The sequence below is a fragment of the Streptomyces sp. NBC_00466 genome (assembly GCF_041433995.1).
Lineage (GTDB): Bacteria > Actinomycetota > Actinomycetes > Streptomycetales > Streptomycetaceae > Streptomyces.
This window is the reverse complement of the sequence record NZ_CP107896.1, coordinates 4,736,936-4,753,915: the sequence shown is the minus strand read 5'-3', so window position 1 is coordinate 4,753,915 and position 16,980 is coordinate 4,736,936. Positions and strand designations below refer to the sequence as shown.

The following is a 16,980-nucleotide window of genomic DNA, read 5'->3' as shown; positions in this document are numbered from 1 at the left end:
CGGCGAAGCGAACCCGAAGCGGCCGGTTGCCGGACAGCTCCGCAGGATCCGAACGAGGGTCCTAGGACCGCAGACCTCCGCCGTTACGTCTGCGACCATGGAGGGGTGACAGAGATCCCGCGCGGCACGCTTCAGGAGCAGACCTTCTACGAGCAGGTCGGCGGCGAGGAGACCTTCCGGCGCCTGGTCCACCACTTCTACCAGGGCGTAGCGGGAGATCCCCTGCTGCGGCCGATGTACCCGGAGGAGGACCTCGGCCCGGCCGAGGAGCGGCTCGCCCTCTTCCTGATGCAGTACTGGGGCGGCCCCCGCACCTACAGCGACAACCGCGGCCACCCCCGGCTGCGGATGCGGCACTCCCCTTTCCAGGTGGACCGTGCGGCCCATGACGCCTGGCTGAAGCACATGCGGGCGGCCGTCGACGAACTCGGTCTGGCCGAGGAACACGAGCAGCAGCTCTGGAAGTACCTCACGTACGCGGCGGCCTCCATGGTGAACACCGAGGGCTGACCGGAACGACATCCCGCCCCGGAAACGGCTCCCAGGAACAGCCCCGCCCAAGGAAGACAGCGCCTTCCGATGACGTCAGGCGGGAGTGACGCTCAGCCCGCCCAGTGCGGATGCCTCGCGGACGGCGGTCGAGCCGTACGGGGTACGCAACCGGAGCCAGGAGCCGGCGCCGAGCAGCGTGTACGGGCCGGGGCGGCCGGCCCCGCCGGTGGAGAGGTCGGGGACAGCCACCCGGACCGGGCGCAGGAAGCCGAGCGACTGGGCGGCGTGTGCCGCGCGGACCGGGAGGGCGGTGTCGCCGACCGGCCGGGACCAGATCTCCCGCCCGATCCGGTCGAGTTCGGCGCGGGTGCGCCGGTCAGCCGGCAACTCCTCGGTACGTACCCGGAATTCGGCGACGACGGCCGCGACCGCGGAGTGCAGCGCATCGGGTGACGGCAGCCCCGGCAGCTGCCGCCAGCCGCTGCGGGGCGGCAGCAGACCGGCCCAGGGCGGGCCGGTGACAGCAGCGGGGACGGTGGCCGTGGCGCCCTGCTCGTCGATGGATTCGAGGAGTTCACCCGCCGAGACGGTGAAGTCCAGTTCGGCGGGGGCGGCCAGCCGCGCCGTCCGGACGGCCAGCACCTCGAACGAGGGCGGGCGCCCGAAGACGGCCAGACTCTGCTCCGTACCGCCGTCCGCCCGTGCCTGCAGCCGGACAGCGGCGGCACGGTCGTAGTGGATCAGCCGGGCCAGGAAGGCGGCGAGATCGGCCGCCTCCCCGGCGTCGGCGAAGGCCAGCACCGGGAGTCCCGTCATGCGGCGAGCACTCCCGGCTGGTCCAGATACTCCTGGAGGAAGGACTTCTCCTCGGCGGTTATCCGCCGCGGACGCTGCGTCTCCAGGTTGTACGGGACGACGACAGTCGACGCCCGTACGTACACCTGGTCGTCGTCCTTCACCTCGTAGGCGATGGTCAGCGACGCGGCGGAGATCTTCGTCACCCAGGACTCGACGGTGACCGGCGCGTGCCGGTGCACGAGCGGGCGCACGTAGTCGATCTCGTGCCGGGCCACGACGGACCCGCCGGAGAACGACGGCGAACCGTCTCCCGGCGCCAGCCGGAACATGAAGTCGATCCGCGCCTCTTCCAGATACCGCAGGAAGACGACGTTGTTGACGTGCCCGAAGGCGTCCATGTCCGACCAGCGCAGGGGGCAGGAGTAGATGTGCCGCACGGTCAGCCTCGCGTCAGCTTCTTGTACGTGGCACGGTGCGGGCGGGCCGCGTCGGCACCGAGGCGCTCGATCTTGTTCTTCTCGTACGACTCGAAGTTGCCCTCGAACCAGTACCACCTGGAGTCGCCCTCGTACGCCAGGATGTGCGTGGCGACACGGTCGAGGAACCAGCGGTCGTGGGAGATGACCACGGCCGCACCGGGGAATTCGAGCAGCGCGTTCTCCAGCGAGGAGAGCGTCTCGACGTCCAGGTCGTTGGTGGGCTCGTCGAGGAGCAGCAGGTTGCCGCCCTCCTTGAGCGTCAGCGCCAGGTTGAGGCGGTTGCGCTCACCACCGGAGAGGACACCGGCCGGCTTCTGCTGGTCCGGGCCCTTGAAGCCGAACGCGGAGACGTACGCCCGCGAAGGCATCTCGACCTGGCCGACGTTGATGTAGTCCAGCTCGTCCGACACGACCGCCCAGAGGGTCTTCTTGGGGTCGATGTTGGCGCGGCTCTGGTCGACATAGGAGATCTTGACCGTGTCGCCGACCTTGATGGCGCCGGTGTCCGGCGTCTCCAGGCCCTGGAGCATCTTGAACAGCGTGGTCTTGCCCGCGCCGTTCGGGCCGATGACACCGACGATGCCGTTGCGCGGCAGCGTGAAGGACAGGTCGTCGATGAGGACCTTGTCGCCGAAGGCCTTCGAGAGGTTCTCGACCTCGACGACGATGGAACCGAGCCGCGGACCCGGCGGGATCTGGATCTCCTCGAAGTCCAGCTTCCGCATCTTGTCCGCCTCGGCCGCCATCTCCTCGTAACGGGCGAGGCGGGCCTTGGACTTGGTCTGGCGGCCCTTGGCGTTGGAGCGCACCCACTCCAGCTCTTCCTTGAGCCGCTTCTGACGCTTCTCGTCCTTGCGGCCCTCGACCTTGAGGCGGGCCGACTTCTTGTCGAGGTACGTGGAGTAGTTGCCCTCGTAGGCGATCGCGCGGCCGCGGTCGAGCTCAAGGATCCACTCGGCGACGTTGTTCAGGAAGTACCGGTCGTGAGTGACGGCGATGACGCAGCCCGCGTACTTCGAGAGGTGCTGCTCCAGCCAGTTCACCGACTCGGCGTCCAGGTGGTTGGTGGGCTCGTCGAGGAGGAGCAGGTCGGGCGCCTCGATCAGCAGCTTGCAGAGCGCGACGCGGCGCTTCTCACCGCCGGAGAGGTTCACGACGGGCCAGTCGCCGGGCGGGCAGCCCAGGGCGTCCATGGCCTGCTCCAACTGGGCGTCGAGGTCCCAGGCGTTGGCGTGGTCCAGGTCCTCCTGGAGCTTGCCCATCTCGTCCATGAGCGCGTCGGTGTAGTCGGTCGCCATCAGCTCGGCGACCTCGTTGAAGCGCTTGAGCTTGCCCATGACCTCGGCGGCGCCGTCCTGCACGTTCTCCAGGACGGTCTTCGACTCGTCCAGCTCCGGCTCCTGCATGAGGATGCCGACGCTGAATCCGGGCGTGATGTACGCCTCACCGTTGGAGGGCTGCTCAAGGCCCGCCATGATCTTCAGAACCGTGGACTTACCGGCACCGTTGGGGCCCACGACACCGATCTTCGCGCCGGGCAGGAAGTTCAGGGTGACGTCGTCGAGAATCACCTTGTCGCCGTGCGCCTTGCGCGTCTTGCGCATGGTGTAGATGAACTCAGCCAAGAGAAACCGTCCGGCATTAGATGTGTGGGCAGATACACCCCATCTTGCCTGACGTCCACCGCCGGGCGGAAACCAGTATCGCCGGGGGGCTCTGACCTGGGATTTCGCTGCGGACCCGCGGCAGGCCGCCTGGCGCTGCCGGGGAAGGCGCTGCGGGGGGGGCGAGGGGTGGGTCGCCCTGCGGGACGGCCCAGGCGACCGGGAGCGCGGCTCACAGCACGTCGGGGTCGGGGTACGTACTTGCTTCCGTGACCGTTCGACGATGACCGTTCGACGATGTGGCCGTGGTCGAACCTGGGGCTCCGGCTCCGGTACGGGCGAGAGCAGCGGGTTGCAGCGGTACTGCTCGCCATTGGGGCCGGCCGGCCCGGGACGGCGGGCCGGACGGACGGGGCGCTGCCCGTCAGGGAAAGGCGGTCAGGCTGCCGGCTGCAGTTCCTGCCGCACCACGATCGCGTTGAGCCGGAGCGCGAACGGAGCGACATCCGAGATCTTCAGGGCACCGACCCGAGCCTTGTCCAGGCCGATGGTCGCGTCCACGCAGAACGCAATGGCGTACACCCCTGCCCCGGTCTCCTCGTCCTGGAGGGCGAAGAACAGGTCCCGGTAGAAGCTGGTGCGCTCCATGCCTTCCTCGTAGTACGAGAGCCCCGGCTCGCCCTCCTGCGCGGCGAGGCCGGTGAAGGCACGTACGAACTCCTCCTCGATCGTGTCCCAGAAGGAGGCGTCGCCGAGCGCGTCCGGCAGGGCCTGGCGGACAGCCTCCTTCAGTGAGAGCACGATCACCCCGATCTCGGCGTGCTCCTGGAGCCCCCAACCGCGGACCATCTTGACGATGGCTCCGTCGGGTATGGCGGCGGCGGCCTCCCGGATGTTGTCGAAGTCGAAGTTGACGGTCGCCGGGGCAATCGCCTCCTGGAACACCCGGTCGATAGCCCGGGCCTGGTCGAGATGGTCCGGGCCCACGTCGATGACGGTCTTGAAATTGCCTGCCATGACTCCTCCTGCGTATCGCGGTGATCTGGCGGAGGCAGTATGCCGAGCGGACTTCGCGCGATGCGGCAGCGTCCCGGGGTGCGGACGACAGCAGACGGCTCCGGTACGCCGAGGCGTACCGGAGCCGCTGCACCACTGTGGCCATCCCTGTCCGGTGGCCACTCACTCACTTCACTTACCGCTCATGGTCCGGCCACTCACGGCCGGGCCACTCACGGGCCGACCGCTTCACTGACCGGTCGCTTCACTGGCCGGTCGCTTCACTGGCCGGTCACCGGGAGTACCGCTCTCCGGTGACCGGTCCGGGGTCACTGACCCGTGGTGCTGTTCTTCCTGCGGAGCATGAAGACCGCGCCGCCACCGACCACCACGAGGGCGATCGCGACACCGGCGATCACCGGGGTCGAGCTGGAGCTACCGGTCTCGGCCAGGCCGCTGCCGTTGGTACCCGAGGTGCTGCCGCCCGCCGAGGCCGCGCTGGGCTTCGGGGAAGGGGTGCCGCTGTGGGTGGGCGTGCTGCCGGCCGTCTTGCAGTCGAGGACGCCCTGGAAGCGCTTCTCGAAGCCGTTCGGGCCCTTGATGGTGAAGTCGTAGGCCTGGTCCTCGGCGACAGGGACGGTCACCGTCTGGGACTTGCCGGCTTCGACCGTGTGCTTCTGGCCCGCCAGCTCGAAGGTGAACGCCTCATCGCCCTTGTTGCCGGCGGTGATGTCCACGCCGCCCTTGGCGCAGTCCTTCATGGCGGAGAGAGCCGGGACGGCACCCTTGCTGGCCCAGTTGGCCGTGGCGATCGCGCTGACCGACGCGGTGCTGGTGCCCGCGAGGATCTGCGTCTGGCTCTTGGAGTCGCTGACAAAGGCACGGCCGATCGGCACCGCGGTCTGCGCGGTAACGTTCAGCTTGGCCGAGCCGGGCTGTGTGCCGGCCGGGACCTTGAAGAACAGCTGCGTGCCGTTGACCGCGCTGGTGACGGGCTTGCCGTCCTTGCCGACGACGCTGACACCCTGCGGCGCGTCCGGGGAGAGGGAGACCTCCGCCCTGGCGGCGTTGGTGGAGACCGTCACCGGGCCGAGCGGCTCGCCCGGGTGGCCCGCCACGTCGGCGGGGCCGAGCGAGAGCGACGCGGCAGGCTCGGCGACGTTGGCCGCGGACTTCTCCAGGTACTCGGTCAGCTTCCGGCCGGCCGCGTCCTTCGGCATCGCGTCGACGTGGTCCGAGAAGTGCCAGATCGCGGCCTGGGTCGCGGCGGCGGCAGTGGCGTCGGTCAGCGTGACGTTGAGGTTCGCACCGAGGGACGCGGGCGTCACCTGCGGGAAGGAGTGCTCAAGGATCCAGCGGATCTTGCCCGCGTCGTTGTTGTGCGCAAGCGAGGACTCGGCCCAAGTGACCTCCCGGTAGGAGGTGTTGGCCTGAGTGTGGTTGTGCAGGTCGATGCAGTACGTCTTGATGGACCCGCCGCCGTCGACCTTGAGCTCGAAGAGCCCGGCCGTCTCGTCGACGCCGTCGACCACGACCTTGTCACCGACCGACACCCCGGGGTTGTCCAGGGTGGCGGTGACGCCGGAGGAGTTGGTGGGAGCGTCATCGGCAAGAGCAGGCGCGGCAGTTGCCAGCGCACCACCGGCGACCAGCCCCGCAGCCAGGGCCGCGGCGGCCAGCCGGGAGGTGCCCAGCCGCCGTATGCGAGAACCAGATCCCGCAGAAAACATAGAAACCGCAGAAAACACAGAATTCCCCTTCGGGCGAGGAATCTTCGCGCGATGCGCATCATGGCGCGCGTGGGGGAGGTTCCTCGCCGGCAGACTCAAATGCCCCGTGAGTATCTGGGAATCCTAAGGACGCAGGAGCAACACGGTCCCCACACAAGGCATCTGATAACCATTCCGAATCGGAATCGTTACCGTGAATCCCCTCGGCGACCCGACCGTATCGACAAATCACCACCTCCCAGGGGCTGGTGGCACCTCGGTGCCACACCGCCCAGTTCAGGCCACCAGGTTCTTGGGACGCTCCGTCAGAGACGCATCGGCCCTGGCTACACGCTTGAACGCGCTGGTCCCGCGCGTCATATCGTGCCCCACGGCAAGCGCCTCGATGTCTGCCGAGAATCTGCGCTGTCCGTCCTTGTCCTCGTCGCGTACCTTCAACCTGCCGTGTACGACGAGTGGTTCACCGACGGACACGGATCCGGCCAGATTCACTGCCAGCGACCGCCAGGACCACACCGTGTAGAAGCTGGTCGGTCCGTCGGTCCAGACCTGTTTCTGCCGGTCCCAGCGGCGCGCGGTGACCGCGAAGCGAAATCGCGCCATTCCCCCGGTGACCGAATCCCGGTATTCAGGCTGCGTCGCCACATTTCCCACCAATGTCACCAAGGTGTCGTTCATGAGCCCTGTCTCCCCCGTCCCGCCGTGGTCCTGCGGGGCCGTCCCGTAACGACCCTGCGGATGCACCCGGTTGCCCGCGCCACACACCGAACTGCCCTGCCGCCGCACGGCTCATTCGTCCGTCCGGACCGTCCGGACCGTTCGTCCCGGCCGGCTGGTCGGCTCGTTCGGCCCGTCCGGCTGGTCGGCTCGTTCGGCCCGTCCGGCTGGTCGGCTCGTTCGGCCCGTCCGGCTGGTCGGCTGGTCGGCTGGTCGGGTGGTCGGCCACCGGTTGCTGATCCGGTTCCCATGCTGCCCCGGCGATCGCCCGTTCCGCTCGCGCCTGTGGACTACTTGCTGGTTGTGGACAACCCGTTCACCGTCACGTACTGCTCCCGCACCTCCCGGTAACGCACCAGCTCAGCGGCGACCGGATCGAGCACCTTCGCCCTGCCGCACGCGGCGGCCGCCTCCCGCAGCCTGCGCTCCGCCTCCTGCCCGTACCGGTGCGCGGGCCCCCGTACGGCCATCCCGCACGCCCACTCCACGAGCGGGCCGCCCACGGTTCCCGCCAGCATCACCAGGACGGGTGTCAACGGAGCCACATCGAGCACGCCCACCAGCACCCCCAGCAGCCAGAGCACACCCAGAATCTGGTGCACGGTCGTCATCACCTGGGCCAGCACGGCCGCCGGCCACCAGGCGGGCCGTCCCGAACGGCCCCCCGGCTCCTGCGCGACCGTGGTCACCGCCAGCTCGTCCAGGGCCTCCGGCAGCCCCTCGGCTCCGCGTGCGGCCGCCTCGCGCACCGCTTGCGCCCAGGGCGCGGGAAGCCCGTCGGCCGCCTCGTCGGCGACCTTGCGCACGGCCTGCTCCACCTCCTGGCGGGCGGTGGCCTCGGCGCCCACGGGCTCCGCCGGCAACGGTTCCGGGCCACCGGGCGCGCGTGTGGACTCGTACCAGCGCCAGAGCCGCAGCCACGGCGTTCCGCACGCCTTCACCGCGTTCCGGCTCCACTCGCGCTCCGCGGCCTCGCCCGCGGCCAGGGCGCCGACCGCGTTGCCGAGCCGGTCACCGAACTCCTCACGCGCCAGCTCTCCGAGCCCGGCGTGGCCCTCGGCCACGTACACCGGCCGCAGGCCGTCCGCCGCCGCGTCCACATCGGCGGCCAGCCGCCGCGCCGGGGCACCCCGTTCGCGGACGAACCGGCCGACCAGCTCCCGCAGTTCGCCCACTCCTTCACCGGTGAGCGCCGACAGCGCGAGCACCGTCGCCCCGGGTTCGCCGTGCTCGCCCAGCGCCATGCCGTCCTCGTCGAGCAGCCTCCGCAGGTCGTCGAGCACCTGGTCGGCAGCCTCGCCCGGCAGCCGGTCGATCTGGTTGAGCACCACGAAGGTGATCTCGGCGTGGCCCGCGAGCGGCTTGAGATAGCGGTCGTGGAGTGCGGCGTCCGCGTACTTCTCCGGGTCGACCACCCAGATCACCGCGTCGACCAGCTCCATCGCGCGGTCCACCTGGTCGCGGTGCGCGGTCACGGCCGAGTCGTGGTCGGGCAGGTCGATGAGGACCAGGCCGTGCAGCTCGTCGCCGGGTCCCGCGCTCATCCAGGGCCTGCGGCGCAGCCGCCCCGGGATGGCGAGCCGGTCGAGCAGCCCGGCGGCGCCGTCGGTCCAACTGCAGGCGAGGGGCGCGGAGGTGGTGGGCCTGCGCACCCCGGTCTCGGAGATCGCCACCCCGGCAAGGGCGTTGAAGAGGGTCGACTTGCCGCTGCCGGTCGCGCCCGCGATGGCGACGACGGTGTGCTGCGAGGAGAGCCGCTGCCGGGCCGACGCCTCGTCCAGCACCCGTCCGGCCTCGGCCAGCGTCGGGCCGTCGAGGCGCGTACGGGAGAGACCGACCAGTTCCCGCAAGGCGTCCAGCCGGGCGCGCAGTTCGGCGCCGTACGAGACGGAGCGCGGGAAGTCCTCGTACGACTCGGGCAGGGGGCCGAGGCTGACGTCGCGCGCGCTCCCCGGTGCGCTGTCGCCGCGGTCGGCGGCGCGCCGGGCGATGAACCCGTCGTCCCAGCGGTGGCCGGCCTGCTCGGGCATCTTGGCCTGACCGGACAGCACCGACATTCCTGCTGGCCCTGCCGGCTCGGAGGCCCCGGACGGACCGGACGGATCAGACGGATCAGACGGATCAGACGGACCGAATGGATCAGATGAACCAGACGGACCGGATGGACCAGATGTACCGGATGAACCAGATGAACCGACGGCCGCCGTAGCCAGGGCGGCCCCCGAGGACGTGCCGGAAGCCTCATCGGAGTCCGAGTCGCTGGGCGCCGCGCCGGATGCCGTCTGCGGCGCAGTGCCGGAGGCCCCAGGCGCGGGAGCCGCGTGCGGCTCCAGCACCCCCTGCGGCTCGTGGCTCTCACCTGACCCCGGCCACCCGGGCCCCACCTCCGCCGCTCCGGTCACCCCAGTCACGTCTGTCACCTCGGTCGCCTCGGTCATCGCGGGCACTTCTCCTTCTGCAGTACGGACAGCGCGGCGATCAGTTCGGCCTGCGACTCGGGGCCCACGTCGAGGGCATCCAGCGGTGCGAGCCGGCGGTCGCGCTCCGCGCCGAGCACGTCGTCGATGTAGGTACTGACCAGCCCGGCGCCCTTGTCGCGCAGCCTCAGCGCCCCCTGCGCGCCGATCCGTTCGGCCAGCCGCTCCCCCGCCTTGCGCGTCCGGCGCCCGCCCAGCAGCGCGGCGGCCAGCAGCGCGGCGACCGCCTCGGGTTCCGGCGCGGCCGAGCGCTCCAGCTCCCTCACCTCTTCCTCGGCCAGCTCCTCCAGGACCCGCCGCCAGCGCCGCACGGCGAGGCCGACCCGCTCGCCGGCCTCCCCCGCCTCCGCATCGAGACCGGCCGCCGCGGGCTCGCGCCCCCAGCTCTCGCGGACCCGTTCGTCGGCGGCGGCCACCGCGCACTGGAGCAGCACCGCCAGGCTCTCCGAGAGAGCGTCGAGCAGCTCGCCCGACGAACTGTCCAGCGGATAGCCGCGCCACCGGGTCCTGGCGTCCCCGGCCAGCACCGCGCCTGCCTTGAGACGCGCCCGTACGCGCCTGCCCTCGCCCTCGTACGCCTCCACGACGGTGCCGGTGAGCCGTACCGCGGCGGAGTACTGCGTGGCGACGGCAGCGGCCAGTTCGGGCATCCGCGCACCGAGCGAATCGATCACCCCGCGCGCCGTACGGTCGACCGACTGCTGTCTGGCCACCGGGTCCTGCGCGTGCTGGGTCAGCCACTCGCGCAGCGGTGCCACGGCGGTGGTGGGCAGCAGCCCGCTGCCGCCGCCCGCGGACTCGGGCAGTTCGGGGATCGTGAAGCGCGGCGCGTCCCCGAGCCCGGCCCGGGTGAGCAGCGCGCCGTACTGCCGTGACACCTCGCCGACGACCTGGTGGGGCACCCGGTCGAGGACGGTGACGAGCGTCGCGTCGTACTCCTTCGCGGTACGCAGCAGATGCCAGGGCACGGCGTCGGCGTACCGGGACGCGGTGGTCACCATGACCCACACGTCGGCGGCGCAGATCAACTCGGCGGCCAGCGCCCGGTTGCCCGCGACGAGCGAGTCGATGTCGGGTGCGTCGAGCAGTGCGAGCCCGCGCGGCAGGTTCGCCGCCACTTCGACCCGCAGCGCACCACTGGTGGCCCCGTGCGGCTCCGCGGGGCCGTCGTCGCCGGTGTCGTCCTGCTGCGGAAGCCATACGCGGGTGAGGCGCGGCAGCACGCGCAGCCCCGAGAACCAGTGGTGGTCGTCGGGATGGCAGACCAGGACCGGCGTCCGGGTGGTGGGCCGCAGCACTCCGGCCTCGCTGACCCGGCGTCCGACCAGCGAATTGACGAGTGTGGACTTCCCCGCGCCGGTCGACCCGCCGATCACTGCGAGCAGGGGTGCTTCCGGAGCTCTGAGCCGGGGCACCAGGTAGTCGTCGAGCTGCGCGAGCAGCTCGGTCCGCGTCCGGCGGGCGCGTGGTGCGCCTGGCAACGGGAGCGGAAGGCGCACGGCGGCGACTCGGTCACGCAGGGCGGAGAGTGCGTCAATCAGCTGAGGCCGTACATCCAAGGTCACCACATGCGAAGAATGCCCAATTTCATTGGCTTTTTGAAGCGTATAGCCGCATGTGCGGCCCAATAGTGGGCGATCAGGGCCGTTCGGACACCCGGACCACTCGGGACGAGTGGGACGCAGGCATAACGACTGCACAACACCCGGGATTCGAGGAGCCAAAAGCGGTGCGCGATCCGCACCCGCCTGCGATTATCAGTTCGCTTCACTGAACCTCCACATCGTGCCACGGAGGTGAAGCAACGGGGAGCAGGTGAATGGAGCCCTATCCTGGTCCCTGGCAAGGTCACGCACCCGTACAACCGGGGCTCCAGGCCGCCGAGGCCACGATCCGGCCCCCGTAGCTCAGTGGATAGAGCAGGCGCCTTCTAAGCGCTTGGCCGCAGGTTCGAGTCCTGCCGGGGGCACTCTCGCCGCACCGCGGCCGGGCCCTCCCACCGGGAGGGCCTTTTTTCAGGTCTGGGGAACGTAGCGGGAACGACGTAGTGACGGCGTAAGGACCCGGAGAGCGAACCCCGCTCCACCCCCACGACCGGCAGCCCGTCCCGTAACCAGCGGAACCCAACAGGCCGAACCTGAAGACGGCTTCAGGATGCTTCAGGTCAGCTTCAGGATGCCTCCGGCAGGGTGGAACCCATCGGCACAGACGGTGCCGGAAGGCCTACGAGCAGGAACCATCGTGAAGCGCCACGTCAGCACGGGGAATGAGCCATTCCAGCCCTCCTGACACTTTGCTCACGCTGAGTGCACCTAATGTCACAGTACGGATTCGACTGATCGACAGGAGAAGTCATGAGCAGCGCAACGGCGACGTGTTCCCAGACGGAGTCCGGCGAACTGTGGAGCCACGGGGGGCTTCTCGAACTGCGCCCCGTGGCACTCGACCCCCAGCTGATAGCCGAGCTCGCCGAGGTCAGGGTGCCGATCCCCCGGTCCACCCTCATCGGCTGGGTGGACGTGCCGCCCGGGGACCCCCGCGGGGCGACCAACCACACGCTCTACCTGACCCCTGGCGGCTACCTCTACCGGGTCACGGCCTACATCGACGGCCGTCCCGCCAAGAGCGCGAACTCCAACTGAGCCCGCTTTCAGGGGCGCCCGGTCACTCCCCCGTGTCGTCCAGGTGTTCCGCGATACGGAGCAGAGCGGGCAGTGCCGCCCTGACCGTGTCGCGGTCCGCGTCGCCCAGGGCTGCGAGTGCGGTACCCAGGCGGCGTTCGTGGGCCTGGGCCCAGGCGGTGAGCTGGGCGCGGCCCGCGTCGGTGAGGACGACGACGGAGGCCCGCCGGTCGGCGGAGTCGACATCCCGGGTCACCAGACCGGCCGTGATCATCTGCCCGATCAGGCCCGATACCGTGCTGGCCGCCAGATGCTGGCGGGTTGCCAGGTCGCTGATGCGGGCCGGGGAGTGTTCCGCGAGGACCTGGAGCAGTTCGACCTGGGCCATGGGCAGGGTCTCCCACGGGTAGTCGGTGCGGATCGACGCCCGCAGCGAACGGCGCAGGCGCGTGACGGCCTCGGTGAGCAGTCGCGCGTCGGACGTGTGGTCCTTCGGCGGCTTACGGGTCCCGGATCGGGGCTGGGGCGGCATACGCGAACTTTACTGACCTCCGGCACCGGGGTCACAGGCTCGGGGCCCGCGACGGCAGCAGCGGCCACGCCCGCCGCGAAGGCGACCGCCCCCGTCCGCGAAGGCACGCGCCCCAGTGGCACAGGCCGCGACCGCAGGGGTCACAGGCCGAAGGATCGGTGTCCGAGGTAATCTCGTTCGGGTTCCTCCGGCCCCGGTCGGCAACCTCACGTCGAGAGCGGTCCCGCCGATGAACCTGGCGTACCTTCCCAGCCCTTCCCAGGGTGTCTGGCATCTCGGGCCCTTCCCGATCCGGGCGTACGCGCTGTGCATCATCGCCGGGATCTTCGCCGGGGTGTGGCTGACCGGCCGCCGCTGGGCGGCCCGTGGCGGCAACCGCGACCACATCGCCGACATCGCGCTGTGGGCTGTGCCGTTCGGTGTGCTGGGCGGGCGGCTCTACCACGTCATCACCGACCCCGAGCTGTACTTCGCCGCCGGCAAGCAGCCCATCCGCGCGCTGTACATCTGGGACGGCGGGCTCGGCATCCCCGGTGCCGTCGCCCTCGGCGCGGTGGGTGCGTGGCTGGGGTGCAGGCGCCGGGGCATCAGGCTGGCGGACTTCGCGGACGCGGCGGCTCCCGGCCTGGTGCTGGCTCAGGCGATCGGCCGGTGGGGGAACTACTTCAACCAGGAGCTGTTCGGCGGTCCGACCCATCTGCCCTGGGCCCTGATGATCGATCCCGCGCACCGGCCCGCGGACAGCCCGACCGTCGCCCTCTACCACCCGACGTTTCTCTACGAGTCGCTGTGGGATCTCGGCGTGATGGCCCTGCTCCTCTGGATCGACCGGCGCTACCGGCCGCGCAGGGGACGGCTGTTCGCCTGCTATGTGCTGGCGTACACCGCCGGGCGGGCCTGGATCGAAGCCCTGCGGATCGACCACGCCAACCACTTCCTCGGCCTGCGGCTGAACGACTGGGTGTCGGCCGCGCTGTTCGCCGGGGCGCTGGTCTATCTCATCGCCACCCACCGTCGCGCCGGTGCCGACACCGACCTCAACACCGACACCACTTCCGGCTCCGGCTCCGGCTCCAACACCACTTCCGGCCCGGGCTCCGGGAGCGAAGCCGGTCGTGAGAGCGACAGCGGTACCGGCTCCGGTGCAACTGCCGAGTCCGCGAGCGACGGCTCGCAGGGCGCTTCTCCTTCCGACCGCGACCCGACGGACCACCCGACGGACCACCCGACGGACCGGTGACGCGCGCACCACCAGCCGTACCCCGGTCGTACCCCGGCCGCTCGCTCCCCCATTTACGTACGCGTTTACGTACGCGGCATCTACGTACGCGACCGAGCCCCCGCCCGGGGCCCCGAACGCGCCGCGTACACCGCCACCAGCGCTGCCATGAGCAGGACCAGCACGGCCCAGCGCGGACCGTCCGGCACTCCGTGCGGCGGGGCGAGATGCAGGGCCAGGGTCACCAGCGCGACACCCAGGGCCGTACCCAGGCCACGGGCCATGTTGACCAGTCCGCCGCCGGTGCCCGACGAACGCGCCGGGATCGCCCCCATGATCAGCGTGTTGTTGGCCGGGGTGAAGATGCCCAGGCCCAGGCCGAGCACCGCGAGAAGCAGCACCAGCGGTCCGGGAGTCAGCGGCGCCAGGACCATCGCCACCAGCGCTGCCACACAGATCAGCGCGCCCAGGACACAGCGGCCCCGGTCGCCCAGGGCCGCCGGCAGGGCCCTGTCGGCGGCAGTAGCGGCGACCGCGAAGCCGACCGGCAGCGCGGTCAGCACCAGCCCCGCCGTCAGCTCCGACGAGCCGCCGCCCGTCAGCACGATCGGGACCAGCACCAGGGGCCCGAAGAGCACCAGATAGCCGCAGAGCGCCCCGATCAGCCCGGACGACACCGCCCGCACTCGCAGCAGCGCCAGGTCGAGCAGCGGCACAGCGGCCACCCGCTGCCGCACCGCGAACGCCCAGCCGGCCCCGGCGGCCAGGACGAACAGGGCGGCGACACCCCAGCCGGGTACCGGCAGTCCGGACGCGGCCGAGACCCCGAGCAGCCCGCTGGTCGTCGCCACGATCAGCAGCGCCAGGCCCGCCCAGTCGAAGCCGTCCGACCGCAGCCGGCTGCGCGTCCTCGGCAGCAGATAGTGGCCCGCGACCAGCGCGACCAGCCCGATCGGCACGTTGATGCCGAAGACCCAGCGCCAGCCGAGCGTCGCCACGAGAGCGCCCCCGACCGTCGGCCCCAGCGCGAGGCCGAGGGCCTGGGCGGCGGCCTGCACGCCCAGCGCGGTCCGCATCCGCTCCCGTGGCGCGCTCGTGGCCACCAGCGCCACGCTGTTGGCCTGCATCATCGCCGCGCCCGCCGCCTGCACCACCCGGAAGGCCACCAGCGTCGCCAGCGACGGAGCGAGACCGCAGGCCGCCGATGCCGCGGTGAAGACCACGAAGCCGTAGAGGTAGAACAGCTTGCGCCCGTACGCGTCCGACAGCCGGCCGATCGGAACCAGCAGGGCCACCAACGTGAGCAGGTACGCGAGGGACACCCACTCGACGGCCGCCAGCGACGCGTGGAACTCCGTACGCACACTGCCGTACGTCAACGTCACGATGCTCGCGTCCAGCTGCCCCATGAAGGCCCCGAAGCACACCGTGGCCACCGCGAGCCACCAGGCGCCCGGCCGCAGCCGGATCCGCTCCGGCCGGGCACGCTCCCGCAGGAGGACGTCCATCCACGAGGGGTGCCGTCCACCGGAAAGCGCCATGCGCCTGCTCACGTCTCCTCCACTCGCACGCCGGGTGCCGGGGCCGCGTCCCCGCGAGCACGACGGCAGGAGCCGTCGGCGGGGTTCGTCCCACAGAAGAAGATTACATCGGATACCGAAATACTTTGTCGCCGATGCGTTGCCGGTGAGCTGCCGGTGCGTTGCCGGCGAGCTGTCGATGCGCGCCGTCGATGCGTACGAGTCGATGCGCACGAGTCAGGGAGTGCGCCTCCGGGCCCTGCAAGGCGCACTCCCTGGCAACTCTCCGTTACGAGCCGCTCACCCGCGCGTTCATCTCCTGCCCGCCCCTCTCCAGCTCTCCGCGCACCCGCCGCCCCGCCAGCAGCAGATAGGCCGCCCCCGAGACCACGATCGGCAGGAACCAGGAGAGGTCGGCGCCGCCCAGCCGGCCGCTCAGCCAGCTGTGCAGGAGGGGCGAGTTGATGGTGAGCAGGCCGGTGGCCATGCCGCAGGCGAGCGCGATCAGGCCCTGGACGTTGACACCGCCGACACCCCAGTAGCGGCTGCTCCGGTCACTGGTGTGGATGTCGTGCTGGTCGTAGTGCCAGCGGCGCAGGATGCCGTCCACGATCCAGACGGCGGCGAACGGACCGGCCCAGACGTTGACCAGGGAGAGGAACTCGTTCAGCGCGGTCTCGAAGTCGTACACGAAGAGGATCAGCAGCACCGCGGCCAGCGCCAGGGTGGCGTCCAGGGCCGTGGCGAGCCAGCGCTTGAGCGGGATGCCGATGGCCTGGATGGCCAGCCCCGACGAGTAGAACACCGAGGCGTTGTTGGAGATCGAGCCCAGGAAGCAGGCGGCGATGTAGAGGACGTACAGCCAGCCGGGCACCAGCGGCTGAACGCCCGCCACCGGGTCGGTGAGGTCCGTACGGGTCGCGACCAGGACGCCCGCGATGCCCAGGTAGACGGCCATTCCCGCGCCGCCGCCCAGCACCCGCGGGAAGACCTTGCGGACCGGGGTGTCCGATGGGAGGTAGCGGGCGTAGTCCGGCGAGACCACCAGGTACGACAGCGAACCGGACGCGATCAGCGCGGCGGCGGAGACGATCAGCGCGAGCCAGTGGCCGCCCGACGCGGGGTGCGGCGGCTGCCAGTTCCAGTTCACCCCGCCGATGGTGAAGCAGAGCAGCAGCGCGAAGACCACGGCCACCGCCACCGCGAAGTACGGCTGGACCTTCACCAGCAGCCGGTGCCCGGTGACCGCGATGATGATGGCCACACCCAGCACGAGCAGGGTCGCCAGGACCTTGCCGGCCGCGCCGGAGTGGTGCCAGCCGAGCCGGTCGAAGAGGGCGAGCACGGCGAAGACCCCGAGGAGGCCGTTGACCGTCTTGAAGCCCAGGGACATGGCCCAGGTGAACAGCGCGTTGATGCGGTTGCCGAACACGCCGAACGGCGCCCGGCTCAGCGTGAGCGCGGGCAGTCCGGCACGCGGTCCCGCGATCGAGCTGTACGCGACGAGCCCGAACAGCGCGTTGCCCACCACCACCGCGACCAGGGCCTGGACGAGGGAGAGACCGAGGGCGATGGCGCCCGCGCCGAGCACGAAGAAGAACTGGTAGGAGTTGATCCCGGCCCAGAAGAAGCCCAGTTGGCGCGGGGTCATATAGCGCTCGGACTCGGGGATGAAGTCGTAGCCGTGCTGTTCGACCGCGCCCGCTGCGGGGCCGCCGCCGGCGCGTTCGGCCGTACCGGTCCCCGGCCGGTCCGGCTGTGCGGTGGTGCTCATCGGTGGTGCTCCTTCACGGTG

The 16,980-nt window shown here is 70.6% G+C and carries 14 protein-coding genes and 1 tRNA gene; 4 read left to right on the top strand and 11 right to left on the bottom strand.

Translation table 11 applies throughout. The annotated features are described in order from the left end of the window. Window positions 1-105: 105 nt before the first annotated feature. Window positions 106-510 (top strand): globin, encoded by a 405-nt coding sequence (locus OG210_RS21305; RefSeq protein WP_328326612.1) that lies wholly within the window; start codon window positions 106-108, stop codon window positions 508-510. A 75-nt stretch (window positions 511-585) separates the two neighbouring features. Here the strand turns inward: OG210_RS21305 and OG210_RS21300 are convergent, their stop codons facing one another. The 8 genes from OG210_RS21300 to OG210_RS21265 all read right to left on the bottom strand — a co-directional run bounded on the left by OG210_RS21300 (window position 586) and on the right by OG210_RS21265 (window position 10,852). Continuing rightward, window positions 586-1,308: a hypothetical protein gene (locus OG210_RS21300; protein WP_328326614.1), complete on the bottom strand. Its 723-nt coding sequence runs from the start codon at window positions 1,306-1,308 to the stop codon at window positions 586-588. Next, the gene (locus OG210_RS21295; RefSeq protein ID WP_328326616.1) at window positions 1,305-1,727 is read right to left on the bottom strand and encodes a thioesterase family protein; all 423 of its coding nucleotides are present in this window, start codon (window positions 1,725-1,727) and stop codon (window positions 1,305-1,307) included. Before OG210_RS21295 ends, OG210_RS21300 begins: the two co-directional genes overlap by 4 nt. A gap of 2 nt (window positions 1,728-1,729) precedes the next feature. Then, on the bottom strand, window positions 1,730-3,394 hold the full coding sequence (ettA, locus tag OG210_RS21290) for an energy-dependent translational throttle protein EttA (protein ID WP_328326618.1): 1,665 nt from the start codon (window positions 3,392-3,394) through the stop codon (window positions 1,730-1,732). Window positions 3,395-3,811: 417 nt separating this feature from the next. Then, the gene (locus OG210_RS21285; protein WP_328326620.1) at window positions 3,812-4,390 is read right to left on the bottom strand and encodes a Type-2Aa cytolytic delta-endotoxin; all 579 of its coding nucleotides are present in this window, start codon (window positions 4,388-4,390) and stop codon (window positions 3,812-3,814) included. A 308-nt stretch (window positions 4,391-4,698) separates the two neighbouring features. Then, entirely contained in the window at window positions 4,699-6,099 is a 1,401-nt protein-coding gene (locus OG210_RS21280; RefSeq protein WP_328326622.1) for a Cys-Gln thioester bond-forming surface protein, read from the bottom strand. Window positions 6,100-6,375: 276 nt separating this feature from the next. Beyond that, window positions 6,376-6,777 carry a single-stranded DNA-binding protein gene (locus tag OG210_RS21275; protein ID WP_328326624.1) on the bottom strand — a complete coding sequence of 134 codons (402 nt, stop codon included), beginning with the start codon at window positions 6,775-6,777 and terminating at the stop codon, window positions 6,376-6,378. A gap of 329 nt (window positions 6,778-7,106) precedes the next feature. Further along, a complete protein-coding gene (locus OG210_RS21270; RefSeq protein WP_328326626.1) occupies window positions 7,107-8,873 on the bottom strand; it encodes a GTPase in 1,767 nt (588 codons plus the stop codon). Window positions 8,874-9,250: 377 nt separating this feature from the next. Further along, entirely contained in the window at window positions 9,251-10,852 is a 1,602-nt protein-coding gene (locus OG210_RS21265) for a dynamin family protein (protein ID WP_328335426.1), read from the bottom strand. A 337-nt stretch (window positions 10,853-11,189) separates the two neighbouring features. On the opposite strand from OG210_RS21265, the gene OG210_RS21260 reads away from it, so the two are divergent. Together OG210_RS21260 and OG210_RS21255 are read left to right on the top strand one after the other, a co-directional pair. Continuing rightward, window positions 11,190-11,262 (top strand) — tRNA-Arg (locus OG210_RS21260). Window positions 11,263-11,647: 385 nt separating this feature from the next. Next, window positions 11,648-11,935, top strand: a complete 288-nt coding sequence (locus tag OG210_RS21255; protein WP_328326628.1) for a hypothetical protein — start codon at window positions 11,648-11,650, stop codon at window positions 11,933-11,935. Window positions 11,936-11,957: 22 nt separating this feature from the next. Here OG210_RS21255 and OG210_RS21250 read toward each other — a convergent pair whose 3' ends face one another. Beyond that, window positions 11,958-12,446, bottom strand: coding sequence for a MarR family winged helix-turn-helix transcriptional regulator (locus tag OG210_RS21250; protein WP_328326630.1), 489 nt, complete (start codon window positions 12,444-12,446; stop codon window positions 11,958-11,960). Between the two features lie 229 nt (window positions 12,447-12,675). Between OG210_RS21250 and lgt the strand changes: the two genes are divergently transcribed. Then, window positions 12,676-13,686 (top strand): prolipoprotein diacylglyceryl transferase, encoded by a 1,011-nt coding sequence (gene lgt / locus OG210_RS21245; protein ID WP_328326632.1) that lies wholly within the window; start codon window positions 12,676-12,678, stop codon window positions 13,684-13,686. Between the two features lie 80 nt (window positions 13,687-13,766). Here the strand turns inward: lgt and OG210_RS21240 are convergent, their stop codons facing one another. Beyond that, window positions 13,767-15,206 (bottom strand): MFS transporter, encoded by a 1,440-nt coding sequence (locus OG210_RS21240; protein ID WP_328326634.1) that lies wholly within the window; start codon window positions 15,204-15,206, stop codon window positions 13,767-13,769. Between the two features lie 268 nt (window positions 15,207-15,474). After that, entirely contained in the window at window positions 15,475-16,959 is a 1,485-nt protein-coding gene (locus tag OG210_RS21235; RefSeq protein WP_328326636.1) for a cytosine permease, read from the bottom strand. Window positions 16,960-16,980 lie beyond the last annotated feature (21 nt).

Bases quoted from the DNA above. Each gene is read 5' to 3' on its own strand.
- OG210_RS21300 (WP_328326614.1), bottom strand. From the start codon at position 1,308: ATGACGGGACTCCCGGTGCTGGCCTTCGCCGACGCCGGGGAGGCGGCC.
- OG210_RS21285 (WP_328326620.1), bottom strand. From the start codon at position 4,390: ATGGCAGGCAATTTCAAGACCGTCATCGACGTGGGCCCGGACCATCTC.
- OG210_RS21280 (WP_328326622.1), bottom strand. From the start codon at position 6,099: ATGTTTTCTGCGGGATCTGGTTCTCGCATACGGCGGCTGGGCACCTCC.
- OG210_RS21275 (WP_328326624.1), bottom strand. From the start codon at position 6,777: ATGAACGACACCTTGGTGACATTGGTGGGAAATGTGGCGACGCAGCCT.
- OG210_RS21270 (WP_328326626.1), bottom strand. From the start codon at position 8,873: ATGTCGGTGCTGTCCGGTCAGGCCAAGATGCCCGAGCAGGCCGGCCAC.
- OG210_RS21255 (WP_328326628.1), top strand. From the start codon at position 11,648: ATGAGCAGCGCAACGGCGACGTGTTCCCAGACGGAGTCCGGCGAACTG.
- OG210_RS21250 (WP_328326630.1), bottom strand. From the start codon at position 12,446: ATGCCGCCCCAGCCCCGATCCGGGACCCGTAAGCCGCCGAAGGACCAC.
- lgt (WP_328326632.1), top strand. From the start codon at position 12,676: ATGAACCTGGCGTACCTTCCCAGCCCTTCCCAGGGTGTCTGGCATCTC.
- OG210_RS21240 (WP_328326634.1), bottom strand. From the start codon at position 15,206: ATGGCGCTTTCCGGTGGACGGCACCCCTCGTGGATGGACGTCCTCCTG.
- OG210_RS21235 (WP_328326636.1), bottom strand. From the start codon at position 16,959: ATGAGCACCACCGCACAGCCGGACCGGCCGGGGACCGGTACGGCCGAA.